Annotated in this window: 25 protein-coding genes; 2 read left to right on the top strand and 23 right to left on the bottom strand. The window is 59.3% G+C overall.

The window, feature by feature from the left end; all coding sequences use genetic code 11:
- Nucleotides 1-5: 5 nt before the first annotated feature.
- Both J5Y17_RS07520 and J5Y17_RS07515 read right to left on the bottom strand, forming a co-directional pair.
- The gene (locus J5Y17_RS07520; RefSeq protein ID WP_219784624.1) at nt 6-1,610 is read right to left on the bottom strand and encodes a GMC family oxidoreductase; all 1,605 of its coding nucleotides are present in this window, start codon (nt 1,608-1,610) and stop codon (nt 6-8) included.
- A gap of 10 nt (nt 1,611-1,620) precedes the next feature.
- Complete coding sequence (locus tag J5Y17_RS07515; protein WP_255571955.1) at nt 1,621-3,027, bottom strand: aldehyde dehydrogenase family protein; 1,407 nt, start codon at nt 3,025-3,027, stop codon at nt 1,621-1,623.
- Nucleotides 3,028-3,184: 157 nt separating this feature from the next.
- On the opposite strand from J5Y17_RS07515, the gene J5Y17_RS07510 reads away from it, so the two are divergent.
- Nucleotides 3,185-4,153, top strand: a complete 969-nt coding sequence (locus J5Y17_RS07510) for a helix-turn-helix domain-containing protein (RefSeq protein WP_219784623.1) — start codon at nt 3,185-3,187, stop codon at nt 4,151-4,153.
- A 67-nt stretch (nt 4,154-4,220) separates the two neighbouring features.
- Here the strand turns inward: J5Y17_RS07510 and hpaD (J5Y17_RS07505) are convergent, their stop codons facing one another.
- The 11 genes from hpaD (J5Y17_RS07505) to J5Y17_RS07455 all read right to left on the bottom strand — a co-directional run bounded on the left by hpaD (J5Y17_RS07505) (nt 4,221) and on the right by J5Y17_RS07455 (nt 15,163).
- Nucleotides 4,221-5,078, bottom strand: a complete 858-nt coding sequence (gene hpaD / locus J5Y17_RS07505; RefSeq protein WP_219784622.1) for a 3,4-dihydroxyphenylacetate 2,3-dioxygenase — start codon at nt 5,076-5,078, stop codon at nt 4,221-4,223.
- 116 nt (nt 5,079-5,194) lie between these two features.
- Nucleotides 5,195-6,508, bottom strand: coding sequence for a TRAP transporter large permease (locus tag J5Y17_RS07500; protein ID WP_219784621.1), 1,314 nt, complete (start codon nt 6,506-6,508; stop codon nt 5,195-5,197).
- Between the two features lies 1 nt (nt 6,509).
- On the bottom strand, nt 6,510-7,010 hold the full coding sequence (locus tag J5Y17_RS07495; RefSeq protein ID WP_219784620.1) for a TRAP transporter small permease: 501 nt from the start codon (nt 7,008-7,010) through the stop codon (nt 6,510-6,512).
- The gene (locus J5Y17_RS07490) at nt 7,007-8,029 is read right to left on the bottom strand and encodes a TRAP transporter substrate-binding protein (protein ID WP_219784619.1); all 1,023 of its coding nucleotides are present in this window, start codon (nt 8,027-8,029) and stop codon (nt 7,007-7,009) included. The genes J5Y17_RS07495 and J5Y17_RS07490 overlap by 4 nt, the downstream gene beginning before the upstream one ends.
- Nucleotides 8,030-8,198: 169 nt before the next feature.
- Complete coding sequence (locus J5Y17_RS07485) at nt 8,199-8,960, bottom strand: aldolase/citrate lyase family protein (RefSeq protein ID WP_219784618.1); 762 nt, start codon at nt 8,958-8,960, stop codon at nt 8,199-8,201.
- 11 nt (nt 8,961-8,971) lie between these two features.
- A complete protein-coding gene (hpaH, locus tag J5Y17_RS07480; RefSeq protein ID WP_219784617.1) occupies nt 8,972-9,772 on the bottom strand; it encodes a 2-oxo-hept-4-ene-1,7-dioate hydratase in 801 nt (266 codons plus the stop codon).
- Nucleotides 9,772-10,647, bottom strand: coding sequence for a fumarylacetoacetate hydrolase family protein (locus tag J5Y17_RS07475; protein ID WP_219784616.1), 876 nt, complete (start codon nt 10,645-10,647; stop codon nt 9,772-9,774). The genes hpaH and J5Y17_RS07475 overlap by 1 nt, the downstream gene beginning before the upstream one ends.
- 12 nt (nt 10,648-10,659) lie before the next feature.
- Entirely contained in the window at nt 10,660-12,108 is a 1,449-nt protein-coding gene (locus J5Y17_RS07470; protein ID WP_219784615.1) for an NAD-dependent succinate-semialdehyde dehydrogenase, read from the bottom strand.
- Nucleotides 12,109-12,183: 75 nt separating this feature from the next.
- Entirely contained in the window at nt 12,184-13,164 is a 981-nt protein-coding gene (gene hpaD / locus J5Y17_RS07465; protein ID WP_219784614.1) for a 3,4-dihydroxyphenylacetate 2,3-dioxygenase, read from the bottom strand.
- Nucleotides 13,165-13,251: 87 nt separating this feature from the next.
- Complete coding sequence (gene hpaE, locus J5Y17_RS07460; RefSeq protein WP_219784613.1) at nt 13,252-14,763, bottom strand: 5-carboxymethyl-2-hydroxymuconate semialdehyde dehydrogenase; 1,512 nt, start codon at nt 14,761-14,763, stop codon at nt 13,252-13,254.
- A gap of 10 nt (nt 14,764-14,773) precedes the next feature.
- Nucleotides 14,774-15,163, bottom strand: coding sequence for a 5-carboxymethyl-2-hydroxymuconate Delta-isomerase (locus J5Y17_RS07455; protein WP_219784612.1), 390 nt, complete (start codon nt 15,161-15,163; stop codon nt 14,774-14,776).
- Between the two features lie 105 nt (nt 15,164-15,268).
- Here J5Y17_RS07455 and hpaR point away from each other — a divergent pair, with 105 nt between their 5' ends.
- The gene (hpaR, locus tag J5Y17_RS07450) at nt 15,269-15,751 is read left to right on the top strand and encodes a homoprotocatechuate degradation operon regulator HpaR (protein ID WP_219784611.1); all 483 of its coding nucleotides are present in this window, start codon (nt 15,269-15,271) and stop codon (nt 15,749-15,751) included.
- A 106-nt stretch (nt 15,752-15,857) separates the two neighbouring features.
- On the opposite strand, the gene J5Y17_RS07445 is transcribed toward hpaR, so the two are convergent.
- From J5Y17_RS07445 to J5Y17_RS07400, 10 genes are all read right to left on the bottom strand, one after another.
- Nucleotides 15,858-16,583, bottom strand: a complete 726-nt coding sequence (locus J5Y17_RS07445) for an SURF1 family protein (RefSeq protein WP_219784610.1) — start codon at nt 16,581-16,583, stop codon at nt 15,858-15,860.
- Between the two features lie 68 nt (nt 16,584-16,651).
- Nucleotides 16,652-17,053 carry a cytochrome o ubiquinol oxidase subunit IV gene (gene cyoD, locus J5Y17_RS07440; RefSeq protein ID WP_219784609.1) on the bottom strand — a complete coding sequence of 134 codons (402 nt, stop codon included), beginning with the start codon at nt 17,051-17,053 and terminating at the stop codon, nt 16,652-16,654.
- Nucleotides 17,053-17,658 (bottom strand): cytochrome o ubiquinol oxidase subunit III, encoded by a 606-nt coding sequence (gene cyoC, locus J5Y17_RS07435; RefSeq protein WP_219784608.1) that lies wholly within the window; start codon nt 17,656-17,658, stop codon nt 17,053-17,055. Before cyoC ends, cyoD begins: the two co-directional genes overlap by 1 nt.
- Complete coding sequence (gene cyoB / locus J5Y17_RS07430) at nt 17,655-19,646, bottom strand: cytochrome o ubiquinol oxidase subunit I (protein ID WP_219784607.1); 1,992 nt, start codon at nt 19,644-19,646, stop codon at nt 17,655-17,657. Before cyoB ends, cyoC begins: the two co-directional genes overlap by 4 nt.
- Nucleotides 19,639-20,715 (bottom strand): ubiquinol oxidase subunit II, encoded by a 1,077-nt coding sequence (cyoA, locus tag J5Y17_RS07425; RefSeq protein ID WP_255571954.1) that lies wholly within the window; start codon nt 20,713-20,715, stop codon nt 19,639-19,641. Before cyoA ends, cyoB begins: the two co-directional genes overlap by 8 nt.
- 542 nt (nt 20,716-21,257) lie before the next feature.
- Nucleotides 21,258-21,560, bottom strand: a complete 303-nt coding sequence (locus J5Y17_RS07420; protein ID WP_219784605.1) for a hypothetical protein — start codon at nt 21,558-21,560, stop codon at nt 21,258-21,260.
- A gap of 98 nt (nt 21,561-21,658) precedes the next feature.
- Nucleotides 21,659-22,045: a response regulator gene (locus tag J5Y17_RS07415; RefSeq protein ID WP_219784604.1), complete on the bottom strand. Its 387-nt coding sequence runs from the start codon at nt 22,043-22,045 to the stop codon at nt 21,659-21,661.
- Nucleotides 22,045-22,962: a protein-glutamate O-methyltransferase CheR gene (locus tag J5Y17_RS07410; protein WP_255571953.1), complete on the bottom strand. Its 918-nt coding sequence runs from the start codon at nt 22,960-22,962 to the stop codon at nt 22,045-22,047. The genes J5Y17_RS07415 and J5Y17_RS07410 overlap by 1 nt, the downstream gene beginning before the upstream one ends.
- Nucleotides 22,959-23,426 carry a chemotaxis protein CheW gene (locus J5Y17_RS07405; RefSeq protein WP_219784603.1) on the bottom strand — a complete coding sequence of 156 codons (468 nt, stop codon included), beginning with the start codon at nt 23,424-23,426 and terminating at the stop codon, nt 22,959-22,961. The genes J5Y17_RS07410 and J5Y17_RS07405 overlap by 4 nt, the downstream gene beginning before the upstream one ends.
- Before the next feature lie 4 nt (nt 23,427-23,430).
- On the bottom strand, nt 23,431-25,770 hold the full coding sequence (locus J5Y17_RS07400; RefSeq protein ID WP_219784602.1) for a chemotaxis protein CheA: 2,340 nt from the start codon (nt 25,768-25,770) through the stop codon (nt 23,431-23,433).
- Nucleotides 25,771-25,777 lie beyond the last annotated feature (7 nt).

Genomic DNA, 25,777 nt, shown 5'->3' with positions numbered 1-25,777 from the left:
CGGCCTTATGCGACCGCAACACTCTCTTTGCCGGTGATGAAACGCGAACAGCGTTCTGCGATCATGATCACCGGAGCATTGGTGTTGCCGGACACGAGCGTCGGCATGACGGACGCATCCGCCACACGCAGCCCTTCGAGACCGCGCACGCGCAACTCGTTATCGACGACCGACATCTTGTCGCTTTCCACACCCATCTTGGCGGTGCCGCTGGGGTGGAACACGGTTTTGCAGGTCTGGCGCACGTAGTCGCGCAGCGCGTCCATGTCGTTTTCCAGGCCCTCTTCGGGCAGGGCGCGACGTTTGATGAATTTCTGCATCGCGGGCGCGTTCATGATGTCGATGGCCTTGAGCACACCGCGGGTCAGCACCTCGAGATCGTCATTGTCGCGGAAGGTCGCGGCATCGAAGAGCGCCTTGTCTTTCGGGTTCGACGAGCGCAGACGGATAGAGCCGCGCGATTTCGGACGCAGGAAACAGGGCGCGATCTGGAAGCCGTGGGCTTCGATCGGCGCGCGGTCGACCCAGCCCGCCATGAAGGGGATGCAGTGGAATTGCACATCGGGCTGGCCCGCGCCGGAGACGTCGGCAAAACCGCCGCATTCCACCACGTTGGAGGCCACAAGTCCGGTGTTGGTCAGGAGATAGCGCAGCATGTGACGCACGGCCTTGAGACCTTTGTCCTCGCGGTAGAGCGAGATCGGCTCATAGGTTTCGCCCTGCACGGTGCTTTCCATGTGGTCCTGATAGTTCGAACCGACACCCGGCAGATCGGCCACGACCTTGATGCCGTGTTCGCGCAGATGTTCCGCCGGACCGACGCCCGACAGCTGCATCAGACGCGGGGTCTCGATGGCGCCGGCGCAGAGGATGATCTCGCCCTTCGCGGTCATTTTGCGCCCGTCTTCCAGCTCGACGCCAGTGGCGCGTTTGCCTTCGAACAGGATCTTGCCGACGCGGGTCTGCGTCATGATCGTCAGGTTCTTGCGCTTTTCCGCCTTGCGCAGGAAGGCCTGCGCGGAGGACCAGCGGCGACCATTGTGTGTGGTGGATTGGTAAAAGCCCACGCCCTCTTGCTCGGCGCCGTTGAAGTCGGGGTTGTAGGGCAGACCGACCTCCTGGCCCGCACGGATGAAGGCGCGCGACAGCGGGTGTTTGTTCGGCGCCTCGGAGACGCGCAATTCGCCGTCCGTGCCGTGGAAGCCATCGGAGAAGACCATGTTGTTCTCAACATCGCGAAACGCGGGAAGCACGTCCTCATAGGACCAGCCTTTGTTGCCGAGCTGCGCCCATTGGTTGTAGTCGTTGGCATGGCCGCGAATGTAGATCATCGCGTTCACCGACGAGCCGCCGCCGATGACATGGCCTTGAAGCACAACGGATTCACGCCCGTTCACGCCCTCGTCGCGTTCTCCCACATAGGGGACGATGTCGCGGCCTTTTTCGATGACTTTGAAGAAGGTCGACGGGATGTGGATATAGGGGTGGCTGTCGCGATGGCCGCTCTCGATCAGAAGGACGCGTTTGCTGCTGTCTTCCGAGAGGCGGGAGGCCATGACACAGCCCGAAGACCCACCGCCGACGACGATGTAATCGAATTCCTGAGACATGATTTTTCCCTTAGATATGAAGGACCTGGATTTCGGTGTTCTCGAAGAGACCCTCTTCGCCGAACTCCCGACCGATCCCGGACATTTTGGCGCCGCCGAAGGGGGCAACCGGGTTGAGACCGCCGTGGCTGTTGATCCACGCTGTCCCGCATTCGAGCCGCAGCGCCAGCGCCTTGGCTTTCTCGATGTCTTTCGACCAGATCGAACCGCCGAGACCGTTTTCGCTGGCGTTGGCGGCTTTGATCGCCTCTTCAACGTCGGTGAAACGGATGATCGGCAGGGCGGGGCCGAATTGTTCTTCGTGAATGAGCGGCGCGTCGTCCGGCAGATCGGAGATCAGCGTGATCGGGAAGAACAGGCCCTCGTCCGGGGCGCCGCCCAAAAGGACATTGCCGCTCTGGACCGCATCGGCGACCAGCTCGCTGACCTTATCGAATTGCATTTTGTTGGCGACCGGGCCCAGAACGCTGGCCTCATCGAGACCGTTGCCCATCTTGACCGAGCGGGCATAGGCGACGAGGGCGTCACAGACGGCGTCGTGGATGTCGTCATGGACGTAAAGGCGTTTCATCGCGGCGCAGGTTTGCCCGTTGTTGATGAAGGCGCCCCAGAACAGCTTTTCGGCGATCTCTTCGGGGTCGCAATCCGGCAGGACGATGCCCGCGTCATTGCCCCCGAGCTCGAGCGTCAGGCGTTTCATTGTGTCGGCGGCGGATTTCATCACGCGCGCGCCGGTGGCACAGGAGCCGGTGAAGACGATCTTGCCAATGTCCGGGTGGGACGACATTGCGGCACCGATGTTGTCGAGCGTGTCGTCGGAGGTCACCACGTTCAGAACGCCCGCCGGAAGCGTCGCGGCCATGGCGGCGACGACCTGAAGCGTGGAGAGCGGCGTGAAGGGGGAGGGTTTGATCACCACGGTGTTGCCCGCGCGCAGCGCTGGCACGATGTGCCAGATCGCGATCATCACTGGCCAGTTCCATGGCGTGATGGAACCTACGACCCCAATGGCTTTGCGGTGCAGTTCGACGCGGCCTTCGTTGTTGTCCTGAAGCACTTTCACCGGCAGCTCAAGGCTTGCGGTGTGACCGGCCCAAGCCATTGCGCCGCCCAGCTCAAAGCGCGAGCCCATGCCGTTCAAGGGCTTGCCCTGTTCAAGCGTCAGCGTGTGGGCGATCTCGTCGGCATTGGCCTCGATCGCTTTCACGAGACCGGCGCAGAGCGCCTGACGTTCCGCATCCGGCAGCGCAGCCCATGCAGGAAAGGCGGCTTTCGCGGCAGCAACGGCACGGTTCAAATCGTCCACCGTCGCATTGGGCGCGCGGCCAACCAACTCACCCGTCGCGGGGTTGAATACATCAAAGGTTTTGGAACCGAGGACGCTTTGTCCGTCGATGGTCATGCCGAGTTCCAGCATAGTCTCTCCTCCCATATTTCACCTGTAACAATGCTGCGACACGCGCGTTTGGTCTTGGACTCTGGCGACATGAAACCTTGCTGTGTGCGACAGTGAATTGTCGCATTGACGCATTAATTAACTTGTAAATTAGAAGGGCGCGCGGCATTGTCATTCCATGTTGCCCCCTGTGAAATATCCCGAGACTTCGGTCGACGCTTTTGTCGCGGATTTGCGCTCTGTCTGCGGGCAGTTCGACGTGCGTCCGGGCAAGGAGCGCACCAATATGCGCGGTGGCGCCCTGCTGGAACACCGGGCCGGCATCGAGATGGCGCGGATGGCGATGGACGTGCAACAGGTTGTGCGCACACAGAAATCCGTGAAACAGGAAAGCGGCGAGCACTATTTTCTGATCGTTCAGGAAGAGGGCAAGGCGCTGATGAGTCAGGCCGATGTCTCGGTGATGATGTCGCCGGGGGACATGGTGCTGATCGACAGCGCGGCGCCGTCGGAATTCACCTTTTTCGGTCATTTCAACCGCCAGCTATCGCTGCACCTGCCGCGCGCGGAACTGCATTCGCGATTCGGCTATGATCTGTTGCGGGGCGGGCTGAGCCTGCCGCGACACGATCCCACGAACATGGCGCTTTATGGCGTGTTGGCGAAAGTGTTCAGCACGACCGAGGCCAACAATTCGACCAGCCATTACCTGCGTGAAGCAGTGATGGGGCTGTTGGGCGCAATGTTGCATGAACGCTCGGGGCGCGAGGATTTCGCGGGGATCGAAGCCGATCTTGGCAGTTCGCATGCGCTCACTGCGGCGCAGGCCTATATCGATACGCATTACCGGAATCCCGATATGTCGGTGCAACATATGGCCGACGATCTGTGCATGTCCGTGCGTCAGATCCAGCGGGGCTTTGCCTCCATCGGCACGACGCCGACGAAATATCTCATGCTCAAACGGCTGGAGCACACCCGGCGCGGGCTTGAAGATCGCAAGGCCGGACGGCGCGACGATCTGATTGCCTCGATTGCCTATGAGGCGGGATTTTCAGACCTGTCTTATTTCAACCGCTGTTTCCGGCAGGCCTTTGGCCAGACGCCGAAAGAGTTTTTGAAATTGGACGTGGTGCCACTGTCCTAACCTCAAGCTCTCCGAAAAAAAACGCCCCGGAAAAACCGGGGCGCTTTTTTTATGATGTGATCCCGGATCAGAGCGGGAAGAAGACGTTGACCTGACCGGTGCCCGAAGAGGGGAAGTAGTCGGTGACGACCTCGGCCTTGCCTTTATATTGGTCCCAGCCAAGTGCGCCGTAGAGCATGATGGTGTCATGCATGTCGCCTTCACCGTCGCAATATTTCGCGTAGTCGGGCAGCATTTCGAGGAAGAGTTCGTGCTCACCGTTCTGCCAGAGTTCCAAAACGCGGCGGTCGACCACTTCGTTGAATTTCGACGAAATGGTGAAGGTGCCGTTGTTCTCCGCATAGATGTCGTTCGGCCAGATTTGGTGGCTGAGCGAACCGGAGGCGATGAGCGCGACTTTGCTGTCGGATTTCTTGATCGCTTCGGCAATCGAGGCGCCGAGGCGACGGGATTGGGCGAGCGAGTGCACGGTGCACATGGCAGCGACGGAGACGACCTTGAGGGACTCGTCGTGATCCATGTTCATGTAGCGCATCGGTACGAGGGTGCCGTATTCGAGATCGAGACTGTCGACCTGGTGGCTCAGCGTGTAGACATCATTGTTGCGCGCGGTTTCGGCGATCAGATCGCCAAGCGCGGCATTGCCTTCATAGGTGTAGGGCATGTCCTTGATGAATTGCGGGAATTCATGCGAGGTGAACATGCCTTCGAAATGATGGTTGGCGTTGATGTGATAGGCGGCGTTGACGAGCCAGTGCGTGTCGAGCACGACAAACGTGTCGGCGCCAGCTTCGCGGGCGCGGCGGCCCAATTCGCGATGCCCGTCGATGGCGGATTGACGCACACCCTTCAGCGGACCGTCCAGTTCGGACATGACCATCGTCGGAACGTGCGTGACCTTAGCGGCCATTACGATTTCACCCATGGTATCCTCCCAATTATAGTGAACATGTTAAGCATATGGAGCGAAGGCCCTCCCGAATTCCTTGATCCAAATCAAGTTGGATGTGTTTTCCGGGAGGGAAGGTTGTTTTGTCGTCGTCAGTAGGCGACCAGCCAGAGCGAGATGGCCGGGAAGGCAATCAGGATCAACAGGCGCAGGATGTCAGAGATCCAGAAGGGCAGGATGCCTTTGAAGATCGTCTTAAGCGGCAGGTCCGGGAGTGTCGCCTTGAGCACAAATACGTTCATGCCGACGGGCGGCGTGATCAGTGATACTTCGGTCACCACGACCACGATGATGCCGAACCAGATCAGCGCGTATTCCGGGTCGTAGAGAATATCGAGACCGAAATCGAGTTGATACATCAGCGGATAAAAGATCGGCACGGTCAAGAGGATCATCGACAGGCTCTCAAGCACGGTGCCGAGGATCAGGTAGATCACGATGATCATCGCCATGACGACCCAGGCGTTGACGTCGAGACCCTCGACGAAAGAGGCCAGCTCATCCGGCAGACCGGCGAGATTGATGTAGTTGGAAAACACCTCGGCGCCAATGATGACGAGAAAGATCATCGCGGTGCTAATTGCGGTTTCCATCAGCGATTGCCAGACTTCGGCGAATTTGGCGTGGCCGGTGACGACCACCATCAAAAGTGCCATGCCCGCGCCCATGCCTGCGGCCTCAATGGGGGTGAAGAACCCGCCATAGATGCCGATCATGATGAAGGCAAAGAGCGCGACGGAGAGGATCACGCCGTAAAGGCCCTCAACCGGATGGTCATCGAGCTCATAGTCCTTCGGCGCCAGTTTCGGGTTGACCAGAACAGCGGCCCAGACGGCAAGAACATAGCCCAAAAGGCCCAAAAGACCGGGGATGATGCCCGCGAGGAACAACAGCCCGATGTCGCTTTCCGTGAGGATGCCGTAGATGATCAGGATCACCGAGGGCGGAATGAGAATGCCGAGCGTGCCGCCTGCGGCGATGGCACCGGCGGAGAGGCTGTCGGAATAGCCGAACCGGCGCAGCGACGGCATGGCGACTTTCGACATGGTCGCGGCGGTCGCAAGAGACGACCCGGAGACCGCAGAGAACCCGCCACAGGACAGCACAGCCGCCATGGCCAAACCGCCCGGCAGACGGCGCACAAGGCGCTGGGTGGCAGAGAAGAGGCCTGAGGCCACGCCCGAATGGGCCAAGAGGTTGCCCATGAAAATGAACAGCGGGATCACCGACAGAGAATAGGAGAACACCGTGTCGAACGCAGTGGTCGACAGCATGGTCAGGGAGACGGGCACACCGCGCAACAGCGCAAAGCCAACGGTGCCGACCACGATCATGGCGATGGCGATCGGCACGCGGAACACCGCGAGCCCCAGCAAGATGATGGTGGCGATCAACGGTTCTAGCATGTCAGACCTCCTGACGCATATGTTCTGGAATGAGCGCGACCATGCCGCTGAGCAGATAGGTCAGCGCCGCAAGCGCCGCCACGGGCCAGACGGGCAGGGCGAGATCGTTGGTCCGCGCACCTTCTTCCATCAGGCCAAGCCCATGCGAGGCGACGGTCCAGCTCAGGATGAAAAACACCACGGCCATCATCGTGCCGCCAAAGCGTCCGGCGAGACGCTGGGTGTTGTTGGACCAAACCTGGCTCAAAAGATCGACCTCCACATGCGCGCCTTTGAGCGTGGTCAAGGGCAGGGCAGTCAGCACCAGATCGGCCAGAAGGATTTGCGTCAGTTCGAACGCGCCGGGCAGGGGACGGTCAAAGACATAGCGTCCGACCACGTCGAGGACCGTCACCGCCACCATCATCAGGATGAGAGCGGCGGCAAAGGCCGGAAGCACGCGTTCCACGAAGAAACGAAGCCCCCGGAGGGGCTTCGAATTGAGGCTATCGAGAGAGCTCATTGCGCAGGCTTTGCAGTCTGCATGGCGGCCAAAGCGGCGGCGCCGTCAAAGCCTTGCTCGGTCACGGCAGCGACCCAGGCCTCTTCGAGCGGAGTTGCCACGGATTGGATTTGTGCCAAGACGGCCTCATCCGCCGGGTAGACATTGATGCCTGCCTCGGTGGTGGCCTCATAGCCGGTGGCGTCGGCTTCGTCCCAGGCGTTGCCCGCCAGTTCGGAGAAGGCGGCACCGGAGACGGACATGATCGCCTCTTGGTCTTCGGCAGAGATGCTGTCCCATTTGCCTTCGTTCATCACGAGGAACCAGGACGTGTTGTAGAGGCCGCCCGGCACCGTCATCACATCGGTGATGTGTTTGTCGAGTTTGAAGGCGCGTACGGAGTCCATCGCCATGCAAAGCCCGTCGATCACGCCACGGGTCAGTTTTTCGTAAACTTCGCCTGAGGACATGAACAGCGTGGTGGCGCCGACGCCGTTCATCAGATCGGCCGGGTAGCCGCCGGGGGTGCGGACTTTGAAGCCACCGAAATCATCGGGTGCTGCAAAGTTGCGGTCTTTGGACAAAAGCACGCCCGGACCGTGGGTAAAGAGACCCAAAACATGGGTGCCTTCGTGTTCACCGGCGGCGTCGAGGTCTTGCGTGTAGACGTTCCAGAAGTTGGTTGAGGTGGTCACCGCATCGTCGCCAAGGAAGGAGAACTGACCGACGCGGGAGCGCAGGAAGCGGTCGTCGCTGGTGAAGCTGTGCAGACCGTAGGTGATGTCGGCGACGCCATCGCGGGCCATATCGAAATGCGCGGGCGGGGCGCCCAGCGGCTTGGCCAGCACGCGGATGGTGACGCGGCCTTCAGTCACTTCTTCGACCTTCTCGGCCCAGGGCTTGATCGCGCCGACGACCAGCGGGTGGCGCGGCGGCAGCCAGCTGGAAAGCACGAGCTCGGTTTCCGCGAAAGCGGGCATGGCGCTCAACGTCGCGGCGAGAGCCGTACCGGCGAGAAAGACACGTTTGGTGATATTCATTCTGATCCTCCCAGATGTGAAGTCACGGGGATCGGCGCTGATCTTGGTGTTTCGCGGCCTCCGGAGCATCGAAACACAGGCCTCTCCCAGTTAAGTTATCAAGCGTTAAGTTAACATGTTAATTGTAGGGCAAGCAAGCATCGCACGCCCCACAGAGGTCACATTGACGTCAGGAAAACTTGGCTTTGAGCCCGGTCAACCCGGCGCGCAGCACACCGACATCGGAACCAACGGCGAGGAATTCCACGCCCAGCTCGCGATAGGATTGCGCAAGTGGTTGATCGGACGTCAGAATGCCCGCTGCCTTGCCTGCTGCTTTGATGCGTTTGAGGGTCTCGACCACCACGGCCTGCACCTCGGGCGCGCCGGGTTTGCCGAGATAGCCCATGTCAGCGGCCAGATCGGCGGGGCCGACAAAGACGCCATCGATGCCTTCGATCGCGAGAATCGCGTCGAGCGCTTCGACACCTGCCATGCTTTCGACCTGAACGAGGACGCAGACCTCGTCATTGGCGGTTTGCAGGTAGTCGGGAATGCCGTTGTACTCCGACGCGCGCGCCAAAGCCGCGCCGACGCCACGCACACCTTGCGGCGGGTATTTCATCGAGCGGACGACCTCGGCGGCCTGATCGCCGCTTTCAATCATTGGCACGAGTAGGGTCTGCGCGCCGATGTCGAGCATCTGTTTGATCTCGGCGCGGTTGTCGTCGCGGGTGCGCACGACAACCTGGCTTTTGTCCCCGGCGCCGCGCAATTGCGCGAGCACATCGCGCAGACCGTTGGGCCCGTGTTCGCCGTCGATCAAGAGCCAGTCAAAGCCGATCCCAGCGGCCAGTTCGGTCGCCGAGGGATCGCCCAAGCCGAGCCAGAGGCCAATCTGAACGTCACCCGCCTTGAGACGGGCTTTGAAGGTGTTTTTCGATGCAGGCATGTGGTCCTCCCTTATTCGAAATTGACGGACACGGTGCCGAAGGGGCCGTAATCGGCCTCGATCTTGGTCCCCGAGGGGCATTCGATCGGCGCGATGAAGGAGCCCGCGAGGACAACCTGACCCGCCTCGATGCGCTGGCCGTATTGGCCCATACGCTCGGACAGCCAGACGATGCCCATCACCGGATCGTTGAGCACAGCCGCGCCTAGACCGGTGGCGACCACTTCGTCGTTTTTGGTCAGGATCGCACCTACCCAGCGCAAATCGAAGGCCTCGGGCGCGTGTTTCTGCGGCCCCAAAACGATGCCCCCGTTGGCGGCATTGTCCGACACGGTGTCAAAGATGACGCGCGTCTTGCCGGTCTGAGGGTCAGCGCGCAAGATGCGGGTGTCGAGGATCTCGATGGCGGGGGCCACGAAATCGGTGGCCGCCAAAACGTCCTCGCGCGTGACCTTGCCCTCAAGCGGGGCTTTCATGACAAAAGCGATCTCGGCTTCGATGCGCGGCTGGATAAAGCGGGTGGCAGGCACAGTGCAGCCATCCGCGAAATCCATATCGTCATAGATCACGCCGCTGTCGGGGGTGGAAATCCCCAGAGCGTCCTGCATAACCTTCGAGGTCAGGCCGATTTTCCAGCCGATGATCTCGCGGCCCTGCGCCAGTTTCTGCGCCATTTGCGCAGATTGGATCGCATAGGCGTCGTCCAGCGTGATCTCCGGGTGCTGCAGCGACAAAAGCCCGATCTGTTCGCGCGTCTCTTCTGCGGTGAGCAGGGCGGAGGCTGCCGCATCAATGTCGGATTGGGCGAGCATCACTCGTCCTCCACACCGTTGCGCAGGATGCCGATGCCTTCGGCTTCAACTTCGACCACGTCGCCCGGCTTGAGCCAGATCGGCGGATCAAAGCGCGCGCCAGCCCCCGTCGGCGTGCCGCAAACGATAACGTCACCCGGCACCAGCGTGCAGTAGGTGGAGACATAATTAACGATGTAGCGGAAGTCATACATCATGCGCGAGGTGCGGTCGTTCTGGCGCACTTCGCCGTTCACGCGAGTGGTCAGTTCGATATCGTCGAGCTGATCAGCGGAGCGGAAGGGGACGAGCCACGGACCGATGGAACCGGTGCTGTCCCAGTTCTTGCCTTGAGTCACGTTGAATTTCGCGTGGCGGACCCAGTCGCGGATCGTGCCTTCGTTACAGAGCGTCAGCGCAGCGATGTGATCGTAGGCGTCTTCTTTCGCGATGCGGCGACCGCTTTTGCCGATCACGATGGTGACCTCGCCTTCGTAATCGAGCTGCTCGCTCTCCGGCGGGCGCACCATGTTGCCGTTGTGGCCGGTGAAGGAGCGCGGGAAGCGGATGAACATCGACGGGTAGGATTTCGCGTCCGTGGTGCCGTCTTTGTATTCCGCGTTACGATCCGGGAAGTTCACGCCGATACAGATCAGCTTTTCCGGTTTCGCGATCGGGATGAGGTAGGTGACATCTTCTTCGCGGTAGGTCGGAGCGCGGCCTTCAGAGGATGCAAGCACCTCTTCGAGCGCACCGGCCTCGACCACGTCTTGCAGCGTGGCGAAACGGCTGCCGTATTCAGGCGTCATGTCGATGATGCCATCGTCGGTCACAACACCATAACGGTCGGCGCCATTGGCGTGAAAGGCGGCAATGCGGGCTGGAATGGGTTTCATAGGGCGTCCTCCTCAGACGATCCCGCCGAAGCAGAGATATTTGATTTCAACGAATTCCTCGATGCCGTATTTGGAGCCTTCGCGGCCCAGACCCGAGGATTTGATCCCGCCGAAGGGGGCTTCGGCAGTAGAGATGAGACCGGTGTTGATGCCGACCATGCCGTATTCGAGCTGTTCGCCGACCTTCCACGCGCGTGCGAGATCGCGGGTGTAGAAGTAGGAGGCGAGGCCGAATTCGGTGTCGTTGGACATCGCCACGACATCGGCGTCCTTGTCGAATTTGAACAAAGGCGCGACTGGGCCAAAGGTTTCTTCGGTCGCGACCGCCATGTCCTGGGTCACGCCCTTGATCACGGTCGGTTCGAAGAACAGACCACCCAGAGCGTGCGGCTTGCCGCCCTGCACGACGGTGGCGCCCTTGCCGGTGGCATCCGCGATATGTTCCTGCACCTTGGCGACGGCGTTGTCGTCAATGAGCGGGCCGAACACGGTGTCCGCGTCCATGCCATCGCCGACTTTCAGCGTCGACAGGCGCTTGCCGAGTTTGTCGGCAAAGGCGTCATAGACGGCAGATTGCACATAGATGCGGTTGGCGCAGACGCAGGTCTGGCCGTTGTTGCGGAATTTGGAGATGATCGCGCCTTCGACCGCCGCGTCGAGATCGGCGTCTTCGAACACGATAAACGGCGCGTTGCCGCCCAATTCGAGCGCGAGCTTTTTCACGGTCGGCGCGCATTGGCGCATCAGTTCGACACCGACTTCGGTCGAGCCGGTGAAGGTTAGCTTACGCACCACATCCGAGCTGGTCATCACGCCGCCGATCTCACGCGCGGAGCCGGTGAGCACAGAGAAGAGACCGGAGGGCAGGCCGGCACGTTCCGCCAGAACCGCCAGAGCGATGGCGGAGAACGGCGTTTGACCGGCGGGTTTCAACACGATGGAGCAGCCCGCGGCCAGTGCCGGGCCCGCTTTGCGGGTGATCATCGCGTTGGGGAAGTTCCACGGCGTGATCGCGGCGACAACGCCGATGGGCTGTTTGATGACCACGATGCGCTTGTCTGCGGCATGGCCCGGAATGACGTCGCCGTAGACGCGGCGGGCTTCTTCGGCGAACCATTCGATGAAGGAGGCGCCATAAAGGATTTCGCCCTTGGCCTCTGCCAAAGGTTTGCCCTGTTCGAGGGTCAGGATTTCCGCCAGATCGTCGGCGTTTTCCACCATAAGATCGTACCAGCGGCGCAGCACGGTGGCGCGCTCTTTCGCGGTTTTGGCAGCCCAGTCCTTTTGTGCAACTTCTGCGGCGGCAATGGCGGCTTCGGTCTCTTTCGCGCCCAGACGCGGCACGCGACCGATCACCTCGCCCGTGGCCGGATTGGTCACTTTGATCCCGTCGTCGCCAGCGGCGATCCACTCGGCGCCTACGAGGGCGGCCTCTTTCATCAGTGTCGGGTCTTTGAGCATGGGGATGTCCTCGAAAACAGGTCTTGTAGGGAAGGGACAGGCACGGAGGCGCCTGTCCCGGAGGTGTGATGTCGCTTACGGAGCGATGATCGGGGAAGCCGCGAGCGTGCTTTCCTGCGGCTCGATGCCTTTGAAGGTGGAGCCATGCTCGAACCAGCTGCGCGGTGCGGGCGCGCCCCAAAGCGTCTGACGCTGCGGGTCTTTGAGGTCCCATTTGATCGCTTCGAGATCCGGGTCGACCGTCTGGTAGTCGGAGCAATAGATCTCGATCCGGTGCCCATCGGGGTCCAGAATGTAGAGGAAGAAGGCATTGGAGATGCCGTGACGGCCCGGACCGCGCTCGATGTTGGTCACGTAACCGGTGGTGGCCATCAGGTCGCACAGATCGATGATGTTCAAAGGTGTCGGCACCCAGAACGCGGTGTGGTGCAGGCGCGGGCCCAGACCGTTGGTGAAGGCAATGTCATGCACGCCGCCCTTGCGGTGGGTCCAAGCGGCCCAAAGCTTGCCGCTCTCTTCGTCCTCGGTGTACTCGGTGACGCGGAAGCCAAGTTCGTTATAGAAAGCAACGCTTTCGTCCACGGAGGGCGAGTAGCAGTTGAAGTGGTCGATGCGCAGCGGCTTCACGCCTTTGTAGAGCTCGTACTTCTGGTGGATCGGCGACAGGCGGTCCATTTTGAAATAGAATTCAATCGGCATGCCGTAGTTGTCGACGGTCGCCAGTGTGCGGCCTTGATAGGGACGCTCGACCCACTCGGTCGCGTGGCCTTTGGATTTGAAGAACGCTTCTGCCTTGTCCAGCTCTTCTTCGGAGAAGACTTTGAAGGACAGGGATTTCACTTCGCTGACGTCGGATTTCTGCAGCACCATGCAGTGGTGGCCGCGCTCTTCGAGGGCGCGCATGTAGACGGTGTCTGCCGTCTCATCCGTGACCTGAAGGCCGAGGATGTCGACGTAGAATTTACGAGACGCGGCAACGTCTTTGACGCCGAACACAACGTGGCTCAGGCGGATGATGTTGAACGGGGGATAGAGATTTGGGGCCGGGATGGGCATGTCTCTCACTCTCTTCTTTTTGTGCGATTGTCGTTTTGGTGGGGGAGGCAGCGCTAAGCCACCTCCCCATGTTTGGTTTCGGACGCGTCAGCCGCCGAGTTTCGGCACCTTGTGGTATTGACGCGGGAAGGAGACGTTGACGGTCTCCATGTAGAAGTCGAACGACCAGTCGCCACCGTCACGGCCGATGCCGGAGGCTTTGACGCCGCCGAACGGCGAGGGCAGGTGACGGACGTTTTCCGAGTTCACCCACATCATGCCGGCTTCGAGGTTGTCGGTCATGTACATGGCGCGGTTCAGGTCGTTGGTCCACAGGTAGGCGGCCAGACCGTATTGCACGTCATTGGCGAGTTTCAGCGCCTCTTCGTCATCCTTGAACGGGATGGCGGTCAGAACCGGGCCAAAGATCTCTTCTTGGGCGATGTCCATGTCGTTGGAGGCGTTGGTGAAGAGCGTCGGGCGCACGAAGCAGCCTTCTTCGCCGACTTTTTCACCACCAGCAGCGATGGTCGCACCGGAGGCTTTGGCTTTGTCGAAGTAGGACAGAACCTTGGTCTCGTGTTCCGGGTGGATCAGCGGGCCGACCACGGTTTCCGGGTCGAGCGGGTGACCGACCTTGATGCGGCTGGCGACATCGGCGAGTTTGTTGGTGAACTCTTCGTAGATGTTCTCCTGCACGAGCACGCGCGAGGACGAGGTGCAGCGCTCACCGTTCAGCGAGTAGATCATGAAGGCGGCGGCATCGACCGCGCGTTCCATGTCAGCGTCGTCGAAGACGATGACCGGGTTTTTACCGCCCAGCTCAAGGTGGAAGCGCTTCAGAGTGTCTGCGCCCTGTTTCATGATCAGCGAGCCGGTGCGGCTTTCGCCCACAAAGGCAATCGCTTTGATGTCTTTGTGCTCGGTCAGGGCTTTGCCGGCGTCTTCGCCGAATCCGTTGACGAGGTTCAGAACACCTTTCGGCAGACCGGCTTCTTCGGCGATTTCAACCAGAAGTTTTGCGGTCATCGGCGAGAATTCGGCGGGCTTGTGCACAACGGTACAACCGGCGGCCAGAGCGGGCGCGATTTTCCAGGTCGACAGCATGAAGGGCGTGTTCCACGGGGTGATCACGCCGATCGGGCCGATCGGGCGACGCGAGGTCACGTTCATCTGGTTCGGGTTGCGCAGTGCCAGACCGTCTTCTGCGGTCGGGGCCTGATCCGCGAAGAAGCGGAAGTTGGCGGCACCACGGATCGCGGCTTTGGACATAAAGCGCAGCGCCTGGCCGGTGTCCATGCACTCGGTGAAGGCGATCTCTTCGGCGCGGGCCTCGATACCTTCGGCAACTTTGATGAGAATGGCCTTGCGCTCTTTGCCCGGCATTTTGGACCAGGTTTTGAAGGCTTCTTTTGCGGCGGCGACGGCGGCGTCGATGTCGCTTTCGTCACCCTTGGCAACAGAAGCAAGCACTTTGCCATCGACCGGCGAGGTGGTCTCGAAGACCTTGCCGGATTTGGCGGGCACGCTTTCGCCGCCGATGTGGTTCATGACGCCGGTTTCGGCGAATTTAGCCATATAGGCCTTGGCTTTGGATAGGTTCTCTTCGAGAGCGCTCATCGTCTTTCCTTCAGCTTTTGCCCGATAGGCGGGCGTGAATGGGGGTGTCTTTCCAGCTCAGTTCCGGGTTGATTTCCCGGATTTCGAGCGAGAGGGCGAAATGAGGGGTGGAGAGCGGGCCTTTCAGCGCCTCCTGCACGGCGGCAAAGATCATGTCGCCAGCTTCTTTGAGCGCTTCGGTCGAGCGACCGGCGCCCACCGACAGGGTCATTGCGGCAAAGTCGTTTTCCGGCAAAGCATCGCCCACGATGGCCACATCGGCCTTGTGCGCGCGGACACGAATCCCGGCTTTCGGAAAAATTCCGGCGGTGAGCATGGCCTCATAGGCTTTTTCACAAACGCCTTTAATATCAGCACGCGCCTCCAGGCCCGCCGAATATTCAATCGCTAAATGCGGCACGATTCTCTCTCCCTTACTTGTTGCTTAACATGTTAAATGTAATTCTGCTTGTCAACCCGCCCACAATCTTCGATGGAAAATGACAAAAAAGGAGAACAAGACCTGATGGCGCCCCAAAAACATCCAGAGACGCAACCCGATACGCATAAAGATGGTTTTGGCTTGGCGCGCACGCACCGAACGCTTCCCATAGCACTGTTGCGCGCACGCGAAGTTGTGATGGAGCGGTTCCGCCCCATGCTGGCCGCCAATGAGGTCACCGAACAGCAGTGGCGCGTGATGCGCGTGCTCGAAGAGGCCGGGGAGACGGACGCGAGTTTTCTGGCGAACAAGGCCTGTATCCTCGCACCCTCACTGACTCGGATCATGCGCACGCTGGAGGCGCGCGGCTTTCTTCAGGCGCATCGCGATGAGGCGGACGGGCGGCGCATGTTGGTGGGGCTGACGGAGGAGGGCCGCAGTTTCATTCGTGAGCTGGCGCCGCAAAGCGCGCAGATTTATGCGGAAATCGAAGACAAGATCGGCGCCCAGAATATCGAGAAACTGCTCGACCAGATTGAGCATTTGCTTCAGGCACTCGAGCCCTGACCGGGCATTTGGTTGCCTGAGTTTGTGGTCGCAAAATATTGTTTATAAATATTTTTGATGGATAAAAGAACCGGCTTCGTGCCGGTTCGTTTGTGTGATGGTCGCGTCAGTCGTTGCGGCGAAAGTGAAGCCGCAGCACGAGGACGTAGCCAATCACCATGACCGCGGCCAACGCGAACCATGTCAGCGCGTAGCTCAGATGGGAGTTGCGGAAACTCACCACGGTTTTGCCGCCACGCGGCCAGCCGCGTGGGTCGGTCAAGTCTTGGTCTACGAAATACGGCGCGGCTTGCGCATAGCCCTTGGCCTCGGTGATCGAGGCGATATCGCGGCGATACCAGTTACCGCCTTCGGGGTCGTTGTCGCGCGAGAACAGCCAGCCTTTGTCTTCCGAGAGGCGCAAGAGGCCGGTGAGAGTTGTCTCGCCGATGATGCGGGTGAAGTCCCCCGAGAGGCCGCGCTCTTGCGGGACGACGCCGCGGTTGACCATGACAATGGTACCATCCGGGCGCTCGAGCGGGGTCAGCACCCAATAGCCGGGGCCGAAATCTGAGGGCGTGTAGATCAGAACTTCGTCGTCATTGAGAAAACTGCCGGTCAAGGTGACGCGGGCATATTCGTCTTTCTCCGCCGTGATCGCGGGCCACTCGGAGGGGCCGGGGGCCGAGACGGGATCGGCGGCCAAGCGCGTGTCGACCCGCTCGATCAGGTCGAGTTTCCACGACAGGCGTTTGACCTGCCAGATGCCGAGGCTTGTGAAGCCGACGAGGCCGATGGCGGCGATCAGGGTGGCGACGATCAGTTTGACAGAGAAAAAACGGGCAGGGCGCATATCGGGTTCCTTGATGGCAAACCGGGGCCACGTGGGCCCCGGCGTTTGGTGTGCGCTGAGAGGAGAGATCAGCCCTGTTGGGACTGAAGGCTCTGCATCTCTTCGATCATCTGATCCATTTCATGCTCGGGCATCATGTTCTCGTTCATATTGTGCATGACCCACAGAGAGCCCGCCAGAACGATGACGAGAATGATCACCGCCAACATGGTCGACATGAAAGTGCTGCCCTCTTCGGATTTCGTGCTCAGGTGCAAGAAGAACACCAGATGCACGATGATCTGAACGGCGCCGAGACCCATGATGATGCCGACCAGAGCGGTGCGGCTCATCTCTACCTCGGCCATGACGAGGTAGAAGGGGATGATGGTCAGGATCGCGGCCAGCGCGAAACCGATCATCAGTTGACCCATGGTGCCGTGGCCGTGGCTGGCGTGATCGTCGTGGTGCGTATGTGTATCAGCAGACATCAGATCAACCTCACGAGATAGACAAAGGAAAACACGCCGATCCAGATCAGATCGAGGAAGTGCCAGAACATCGACAGCGTGCCGAGGCGACGCATGTTCGCGGTGGTCAACCCGTGCGCCTTGATCTGCGTCAGAAGCGTCACGAGCCAGATGATACCGCCTGTCACGTGCAGACCGTGGGTGCCCACGAGTGCGAAGAACGACGACAGGAAGGCCGAGCGATCCGGACCTGCGCCGATGTGGATCAGGTGGCGGAACTCATAAAGTTCCATCGCGATAAAGCCCGCGCCCAGAAGGCCGGTGATCACCAGCCACATCATCGTGCCGTCGCGTTTGCCCTTGTCGGCTTGCAGCATGGCGAGGCCGAAAGTGATCGAGGAGAACAGCAGCAAAGCCGTCTCGATGGCGACGAACCCAGGCTCGAACAAATCCTTCGGCCCCGGCCCGCCCGCGAACCCGCCGCCCAAGACGGCATAGGTCGCGAAAAGCGCACCGAAGATGATGCAGTCGCTCATCAGGTAAATCCAGAACCCGATGGGCGTGGGGCTTGCGTGGTGCACCTCGTGGTCGGCGACGCGCACGCTTGCGGTTTGGGAGTGGCTCATACGGCGGCTCCTTTTGCTTCGGTTGCAGCGACTTCATCGACGGGGATGTAGTAGTCGCGCTTGTAGTTGAAGGTATGCGCGATCCCGATGCCGACCATTGCGGCAAAGCTCAGGATGGCGAGCCACCAGATGTACCAGACCATGGCAAAACCAAAGATCATCGCGATCGCAGAGAGCACCACACCGGTCGCCGTGCCTTTCGGCATGTGGATCGGCTTGTAGTTCTCAGTCGGCCATTTGAAGCCTTGCTGTTTCATGGTCCAGAACGCTTCGCGGCCTTTCACTTCCAGATCGAAGGGGAAGTTGTAAGGGGCGGGCGGGGACTGAGTGGCCCATTCGAGCGTCCGTGCATCCCACGGATCGCCACCCACAAGGTTCTTCTTCCGGTCCCGGATCGAGACGTAGAAGTTCATGAAAGTACAGGCGATGCCCAAGAGGATCAGCACGGCGCCACAGGCTGCGATGATGAAGTAGGGCTGCCATCCGGCGTCGACATAGGAGTTCATGCGGCGTGTGACGCCCATGAGACCCAGTGCGTAGAGCGGCATGAAGGCGACATAGAATCCGATGAACCAGAACCAGAAGCTGCGCTTGCCCCATTTGTCGGACATCTGGAAGCCGAAGGCTTTCGGCCACCAATAGCTCACCGCCGCGTAGACCGCGAAGACCACGCCGCCAATGATCACGTTATGGAAGTGCGCGATCAGGAAGAGCGTGTTGTGGAGCTGGAAGTCGACCGGCGGCACGGCCAGAAGCACGCCCGTCATCCCACCGATGGTGAAGGTGACGAGGAAGCCAATGGTCCAGAGCATCGGAACTTCGAGACGCACGCTGCCTTTGTACATGGTGAAGAGCCAGTTGAAGATCTTCACACCCGTCGGCACGGCGATGATCATCGTTGTGATGCCGAAGAAGGTGTTGACGCTTGCGCCGGAACCCATGGTGAAGAAGTGGTGCAACCACACGACGAACGACAGAACCATGATACAGGCTGTGGCCCAAACCATCGTCTTGTAGCCAAAGATCGGCTTGCGCGAGAAGGTCGAGACGATTTCCGAGAAGACACCAAAACAGGGGATGATCAGGATGTAGACCTCCGGGTGACCCCAGATCCAGATCAGGTTGATGTACATCATCGCATTCCCACCGAAGTCATTGGTGAAGAAATGGAAATCTGCGTAGCGGTCAAGCGTCAGAAGCGCCAGAGTTGCGGTCAGCACCGGGAAAGCGGCGACGATCAGCACGTTGGTGATCAGCGCGGTCCAGGTGAAGATCGGCATGTCCATGAGCTTCATGCCAGGTGCGCGCATCTTGAGCACCGTGGCGATCAGGTTGATCCCTGACAGCGTGGTACCGACACCCGCGATCTGCAGCGCCCAGAGGTAGTAATCCATCCCTGGCCCGGTCGAATAACTCGATCCCGACAAGGGCGGGAAGGCCAACCAACCCACGCGTGCGAATTCACCGATAAAGAGCGAGATGTTGACCAAAAGCGCGCCCGACACCGTCATCCAGAAGGAGAAGTTGTTCAGGAACGGGAAGGCCACATCGCGCGCGCCGATCTGCATCGGCATGACGTAGTTCATGATGCCGGTGACGAAAGGCATCGCCACAAAGAAGATCATGATCACGCCGTGGGCGGTGAACACCTGGTCATAGTGGTGCGGGGGCAACCAGCCCTCTGATCCGCCGGCGGCCATCGCCTGTTGGGCGCGCATCATCAGCGCGTCGGCAAAGCCGCGGATCATCATGACAAAGCCCAGCACCATATACATGATGCCGATTTTCTTGTGGTCGACAGAGACGATCCAGTCGCGCCACAACGGGCCCCAGAGTTTGAAGTAGGTCATCAGCGCGAGGACCGCGAGGCCGCCCAGGGCGACGCCCGCGAAAGTCGCGACGAGGATGGGTTCGTGGATCGGAATCCACTCGAACGTCAGACGTCCGAAGATAGGCGAGAATGTTTCCGCCGGTTGTGCGTTAGCCATTGCTTTTCTTCTCCGCGAAAACGAAATCCGGGCGACAGATTGCGTCGGGGTCATTCCAGAAGGCTTCGTGGAAGGCCTTCACTTCAACTTCGGGCAAATCAATGAGATTGCCGAAGCCGTCGATGGTGCGGGCGCGGTCGTAGCTATAGGCCTCCGCGTGCGGAATGCCCTCAAGGCCACCGCCGCCCATTTCGTCCTGCATCATCATGTGGCCCATGCAGACCTTGCCGTCTTCGACGCACATTTCGACGATCCGGCGGAACAGGCCTTCTTCGACAGAGGCGTAGCTGTGCACGGGCTCGTCGATGGTCGGCTTCTCAAGTTCGAGGTAGCTTGCGCGGTCCAGCGTGGGGCCGTCGGCTTTGATTTCTGCAACCCAAGCGTTGAAATCCTCGTCCGTCATCGACAGCGTGTCGAAGGTCATGTGCGAGAACCCCGGACCTGAATAATGCGCGGAACGGCCCGGGAAGGTGCCGGTCTCATCCGCGATCAGGTGCAGTTTCGTCTCCATGCCGGTCATGGAATAGACCATGCCGCCAAGCGCCGGGATCGACAGCGTGTTCATCACGGTGGACGACGTCAGCGAGAAATTCACCGGACGGCCTGCAGGGATCGCCAACTCGTTGACGGAGGCCACACCGAATTCCGGGTAGATGAACAGCCATTTCCAGTCGAGCGATACGGCCTGCACCTCGATCGGATCGCCTGCCTCGAGGTGATCAAGCGGGCGATAGGGGTCGAGACGGTGCGTGTACACATAGGTGAACCAGCCGAGCGCGACGATGATCAGGATCGGCACACCCCAGATCGCGACTTCGATCTTGTTGGAATGTTCGAAGGTCGGATCGTAATCGGAGGTATCCTCGCGGTCAGCACGGTATTTCAGCGGGAAATATACCGACATGACCAGCACGGGGATGATGACGATGAGCATGAGCAGGGTCGAGATGATCAACAGATTGCGCTGTTGATCGCCAACCCAACCCTGAGGCGAAAGTACATGGTACTGACACCCGGACAGCGCAATAGCGCCGGCGAGGGCCAGCAGGAGGGTCCTGAGTCTAAGCAATGTGCGTGCCTTTGTTTTTGTCCGGCAGATCCGGCGACTCTTTGCGTTGGTCACCGGCACGCCGACCATGAGTTTGTGCGGCTTGGGGGCTACGCCTCTTGGCCCCGAGTCTCAAGCGCGACGCATTGACGCAGCGCAGCATTCTCGGGGTTTTTCCCTGAATTTTCACGCCGAGTTTACGAGAATTCACATGAAAGTGTGTGAGGGGTCGTTGATAAGGGTATGTTTTATATGGATTAATATATGAATTTTGGAATGGGTTTGGGCGAGGAGATCTCGCTCGCGGCCTTGTTCTGCACCTGCAAAGATCCGGTCGTGACGGATTGGGCTCGGAGCGGGGAAGGCAGCAGAGACAGAGCGACGAAGGCGACTTGGGATAGGGGCGCGCAAGAAGCCTTCCGCGTTCTGGATCTCAATTTCTTCGTCAAATCTGGTATGAAAATTTCGAAAGATCGCTCACGTTCTTGACCTCCAGACCGGACCAACGAATGAACATGTGTGTCTCATCTTTCATACTGATGGGGTCGTGCGGGGGGAACGGTTCAGAACCAAGCAATCTCGCCAGAGTCGTCCTCGGACAAAGCGAAAGGCGCATCGATATTGTCGAACAGTTTGTGCGCCAGATGTCGAAGGCGAATGACTTCGCTCAAGGGGGCGATTTGGACCGTGGCGGCTTCGGATTGCTTCGCCAGATGTCCCATCACACGTTGCAGATCGTCGATCGTTTGATGTAGCCGGTCAATCGCTTGCAGACTGCGCTGAACCGCCGGAGAGAGCGACTTCGCCTCTGCCAAAGTCGGTCCCAAAGCGATCTGAACCTCAGCCGCGAGAATAACAAGTGCCACCATTTCATCTTGGATACGTTTGTTGAGAGTCCCAAGAGAAATGACAGCAGGCGCATTTGTGCCGCTTTCTTGCGGGGAGTGTTCAGCGAAGGCTTTCATTAGAGTTTGCCCACAATTGCTTCGATTGCCCCGCGCAGCCCAGCTGGGTCAAAGGGCTTTTTAAGAAAGTTGTTCATGCCCAGGCGTTTGCCCATATCGATAATTTCGCGGTCCGCTCGTCCGGTGATCAACAGAAACCCGATACCACGTGTGGCGCCATTGGAACGCAGAGCGTGCAAAAGCTGCAGACCGTCCATGCCCGGCATGTTGTAATCCGAGATCACGAGGTGCACGGGATAGGCCGCCAGTTTTTGAAGTGCCGACGGTCCATCTGCTGCACTGGCGACATTTCTGATGCCATACGAATCCAAAGCGTTCGTGATGAGCCCACGGCTCGTGGACATATCATCAACGACCATGACACGGAGTTGATCTCTAAGTGCCATCAGACTGGTCCTTTACTTTCATGCGCACCAACCGGTGCGGGTGACGCGATAGTTTCTTTTGTTTTGTAGGTTGTTACGCCCGTGCTTTCGAAAAGTGGTATGACGCTCTCGTTGAGACGCTCGGAATGTCCGAGCATCAGCCAGCCTCCTGGTTCCAGGATGTTGGCGTAGCGTCGATACAAACGAATTTGAGTTTCCTCATCGAAATAGATGACGACATTTCGACAGAAAATGACGTCAAACTTGCCCTTCATCGGCCAATCGGCGTGAAGGTTGAGTTGGCGGAAAGAGACCATGTTTCTGACGTTCGGATTAACCGTCAGGGCCTGCTCTCCATCAAGGAGGCTTTTCTTGAAAAAACTCGCAATTGTCGGGTCCGTGAGGCCCGTTGTCAAAGAACCGACATATTGCCCGCTTTTGGCACGGGTAATAACTTCGGGGTCAATGTCCGTCGCCAGAATCTTGAGGTCTTTTTGGGCCAGATCGGGGGCCGCCCGCAAAAGCGTCATCGCGATCGAATACGGTTCCTGACCGTTTGAACACCCAGCAGACCAAATCCTAACTTTTCCGCCGCTCGCCAGCTTTTGTTTCAATCGGGGAAGAATCGAGCTCTCCAAATATTCAAAGTGGTGATTTTCTCTAAAGAAATGGGACACATTCGTTGTCAGAGCAGAAATGAAATTGTTCATTTCTGTTCGGTCTCCCGAGGCTTCAAGGAAATCGAGGTAGTCGTCAAAACTGGACATTTTGAGTGCACGCAGGCGACGCGTGAGACGAGATTTGACCATAGAAACTTTTGATGCAGACAGAACGATCCCGGCTTCACGTGCCGCTATCGCTGCGATGCGCGAAAAGGCGCGATCAGAGATCGCGCTGGCCATTTGTGGTCGGCCTTGAATGGGAGACAGTTCGCTCAAGCGACCTCCTCGCCCTGCGGGGGCATGACGGCCTCGAGGTCCAGAATGCGGATCATGCGGCTATCAACGATAGTCAAAGCAGACACAAAAGTTTTCGCCTCGTCGGCAGCGAGATCCGGCGGGGGTTGCATTTCTTCCGAGGGAATGGCGAGGATGTCGGATACAGCATCGACCATCAGACCTGCTGTGCGTTCGCCAAGGTCAACAACGATGATCACGTTGCGCTCCGTGTCTTCGCCGCTCTGAAGACCAAGTCGCGCCGAAAGGTCGATAATTGGAAGCACCGTGCCGCGCAGGTTGATAACGCCTTTGACGAAAAAGGGCGCATGTGGCAGGGACGTGGCTTTCGCAGAACCGCGAATTTCTCGAACGGACATGATGTCCACGGAGTAATCCTGGCCGCCGACGCGGAAGGACAAGAGTTCGATCGAAGTGGAACCGGTCTGTTTCTCGGTGTCAGTCATGATTTTATCCTACGAGTGCGTGTTGTGGCTGACGGACCCGTGTACGCCCGGAAGCCTGACCCACCAGATCGGTCGGATCGAGAATTAGAGCGATTTGTCCGTCGCCTAGAATGGTGGCCGCCGCGATGCCGGGGATGCGCCCATAGCTGCCTTCCAGGCCTTTGATGACGACTTGGCGTTGATCTTCAATCGCATCGACAGCAAGCGCGGCCCGGTTTCCGTCCTCTTGGCCGATCAAGAGCACGATGCCGCCGACATAGCTGTCTTGTGGCTTGCGGTAGCCAAGCTCTGCCCCAAGATCGAGCAGAGGGACGAAGCCACCGCGGATCTGAACGACATGTGTTTCGGGCCCTAGAGCTTTCAGATCGGTCTCCGTCAAGGTCAGGGTCTCGAGGATGGCATTGAGCGGCACAACGAGCGTTTCGTCCGCCACACGGACCACCATCCCGTCCAGGACGGCGAGGGTGAGGGGGAGGGATATCGAAAACGTCGTGCCTTCGCCCTCATGTGAGGTGATGCTGATGCGACCGCCAAGAGCCTGTATCGAGCTTTTGACCACATCCATGCCAACGCCACGACCGGACAGGTTGGAAATTTCAGCTGCCGTCGAAAAACCTGGCAGGAACAAAAGGTTGTCGATTTCGCTGTCACTCAGTTGTGCGTCGGCCGGGATCAGTTCCTTCTCGATGGCCTTCTGCTTGACACGTTCACGATTGATGCCTGCGCCATCGTCGCTCACCTCGATGACGATGCGGCCGGAACGGTGTTGGGCTGTCAAAGTGACATGGCCCTCGCGGCTCTTGCCTCTTTCAAGGCGTTTTTCGGTGCTTTCCAGGCCGTGGTCGACGGCGTTGCGGATCATATGGGTGAGCGGATCGGCGAGCCTTTCAATCACGGTTTTATCAACTTCGGTGTTTTCACCATCCGTATAGAGGCGCACATCCTTGCCGACGGAGGCAGAAGATTCCCGAACGATCCGGCCCATGCGCTGGAACAGCGACTTGATCGGCTGAGCGCGGATCATCATCACCGATTCCTGGATGTCGCGGGTCAGTTGGAGGAATTCTTCGAGTCCTGTCGAAACTGGAGAATTGGGCGGCAGGCCGGCTTCCGTGACCGATTGGCTCAGCATTGCTTGATTGATGACCAACTCGCCGACGAGGTTCACAAGGCGGTCGATCCGTTCCAGATCGACGCGCACCGTTGCCCTAGGCTGCGTCGGCGTGCCGGTGGCTTTGATCGGAGCGAAAGACCCGCTCTTTTCGTCTTTGGGAGCTTCGTCCAGCGTGTCGTCATCAGAGTCCACTGGGAGCTTTGCAACGGGTGCTGGCTTAGGGGTTGGCGCGGGTGCGGTGACCATTTTGATCGACACTGGGGGCTTTTGAGGGGATGCAATCGGTGCTGCTTCTGGGGCTGCGGTTTCGACAGCTTTCTCGACGACTTTCTCTACGACGGGAGCCGATGCAGGAGCGATCATGGCAGCGGTTCCGGTGAGAGGTTTGATCTCGAGCACACAGAGGCCATCGACGAATTCAAAAACTTCGCGCACGGATTGTTCGGATTCTTCGGTGTGAACCGTCACATCCCAGGACAGGTGACCGGTGTCCGGATCGAGCTGATTGAGGTTTGGCAGGTCGCCACAGTGGCAGGTGACGGAAATATCGCCGATGTCGCGGAGGGCGCGGAACAGATAGAGCGGTTCATTGCCCGACGCATAAAGCGCATTTTCTGGCTTGAAATGGACCGTGAAGCCTTTGGTCGTGGTTTCCGCCAAGGCCTCTGCAGTAAGAGCAGGCATGTCGGCGGGCAGGTCCAGAGACGGCAGCCCCTCCACGGAAGAGGCCGCGGCAGGCAGGGCACTCAGGTCGGGGAGATCCGGCAGGTCCAGCAGGCCGTCGCCAAAATCCAGCGATAGTGTTGCGGGCGTGAAGTCGAGGACTTCCTCCTCTTCCTCTTCGAGGCCCACAAGTTTGTCGAGTTTTTCGAGGACCGGACCTGTCACAGCGTCATCAACCTGATCGTCATCACGTGCGGCACGGACGAGATCGCCCAGAATGTCGGCACAGGCAAAGAACAGGCGAATGGCCTCGCCATCGGGATGGAAACGACCGGCACGGACCTCGTCCATGGCGGTTTCGAACCGATGCGCAAAACGGACCAGATCATCCAGGCCGAAGGCGCCGGCGCCGCCTTTGATCGAGTGCACGGCGCGGAACACGATGTTGATCGTTTCCGGGTCTGTGTCGCCATCATCCATGAGCTGAAGGCCATCCTGGAGGCTTTCCAGGAGTTCCTCGCATTCGATGAAAAAGGAGGCGCGGATTTCTGCCATCGGATCGGACATAGGGAAC

Source organism: Celeribacter sp. PS-C1, from assembly GCF_019429625.1.
Taxonomy (GTDB): domain Bacteria; phylum Pseudomonadota; class Alphaproteobacteria; order Rhodobacterales; family Rhodobacteraceae; genus Celeribacter.
The sequence above is the reverse complement of the archived record's forward strand: the minus strand, read 5'-3'. Positions and strand labels throughout refer to the sequence as shown.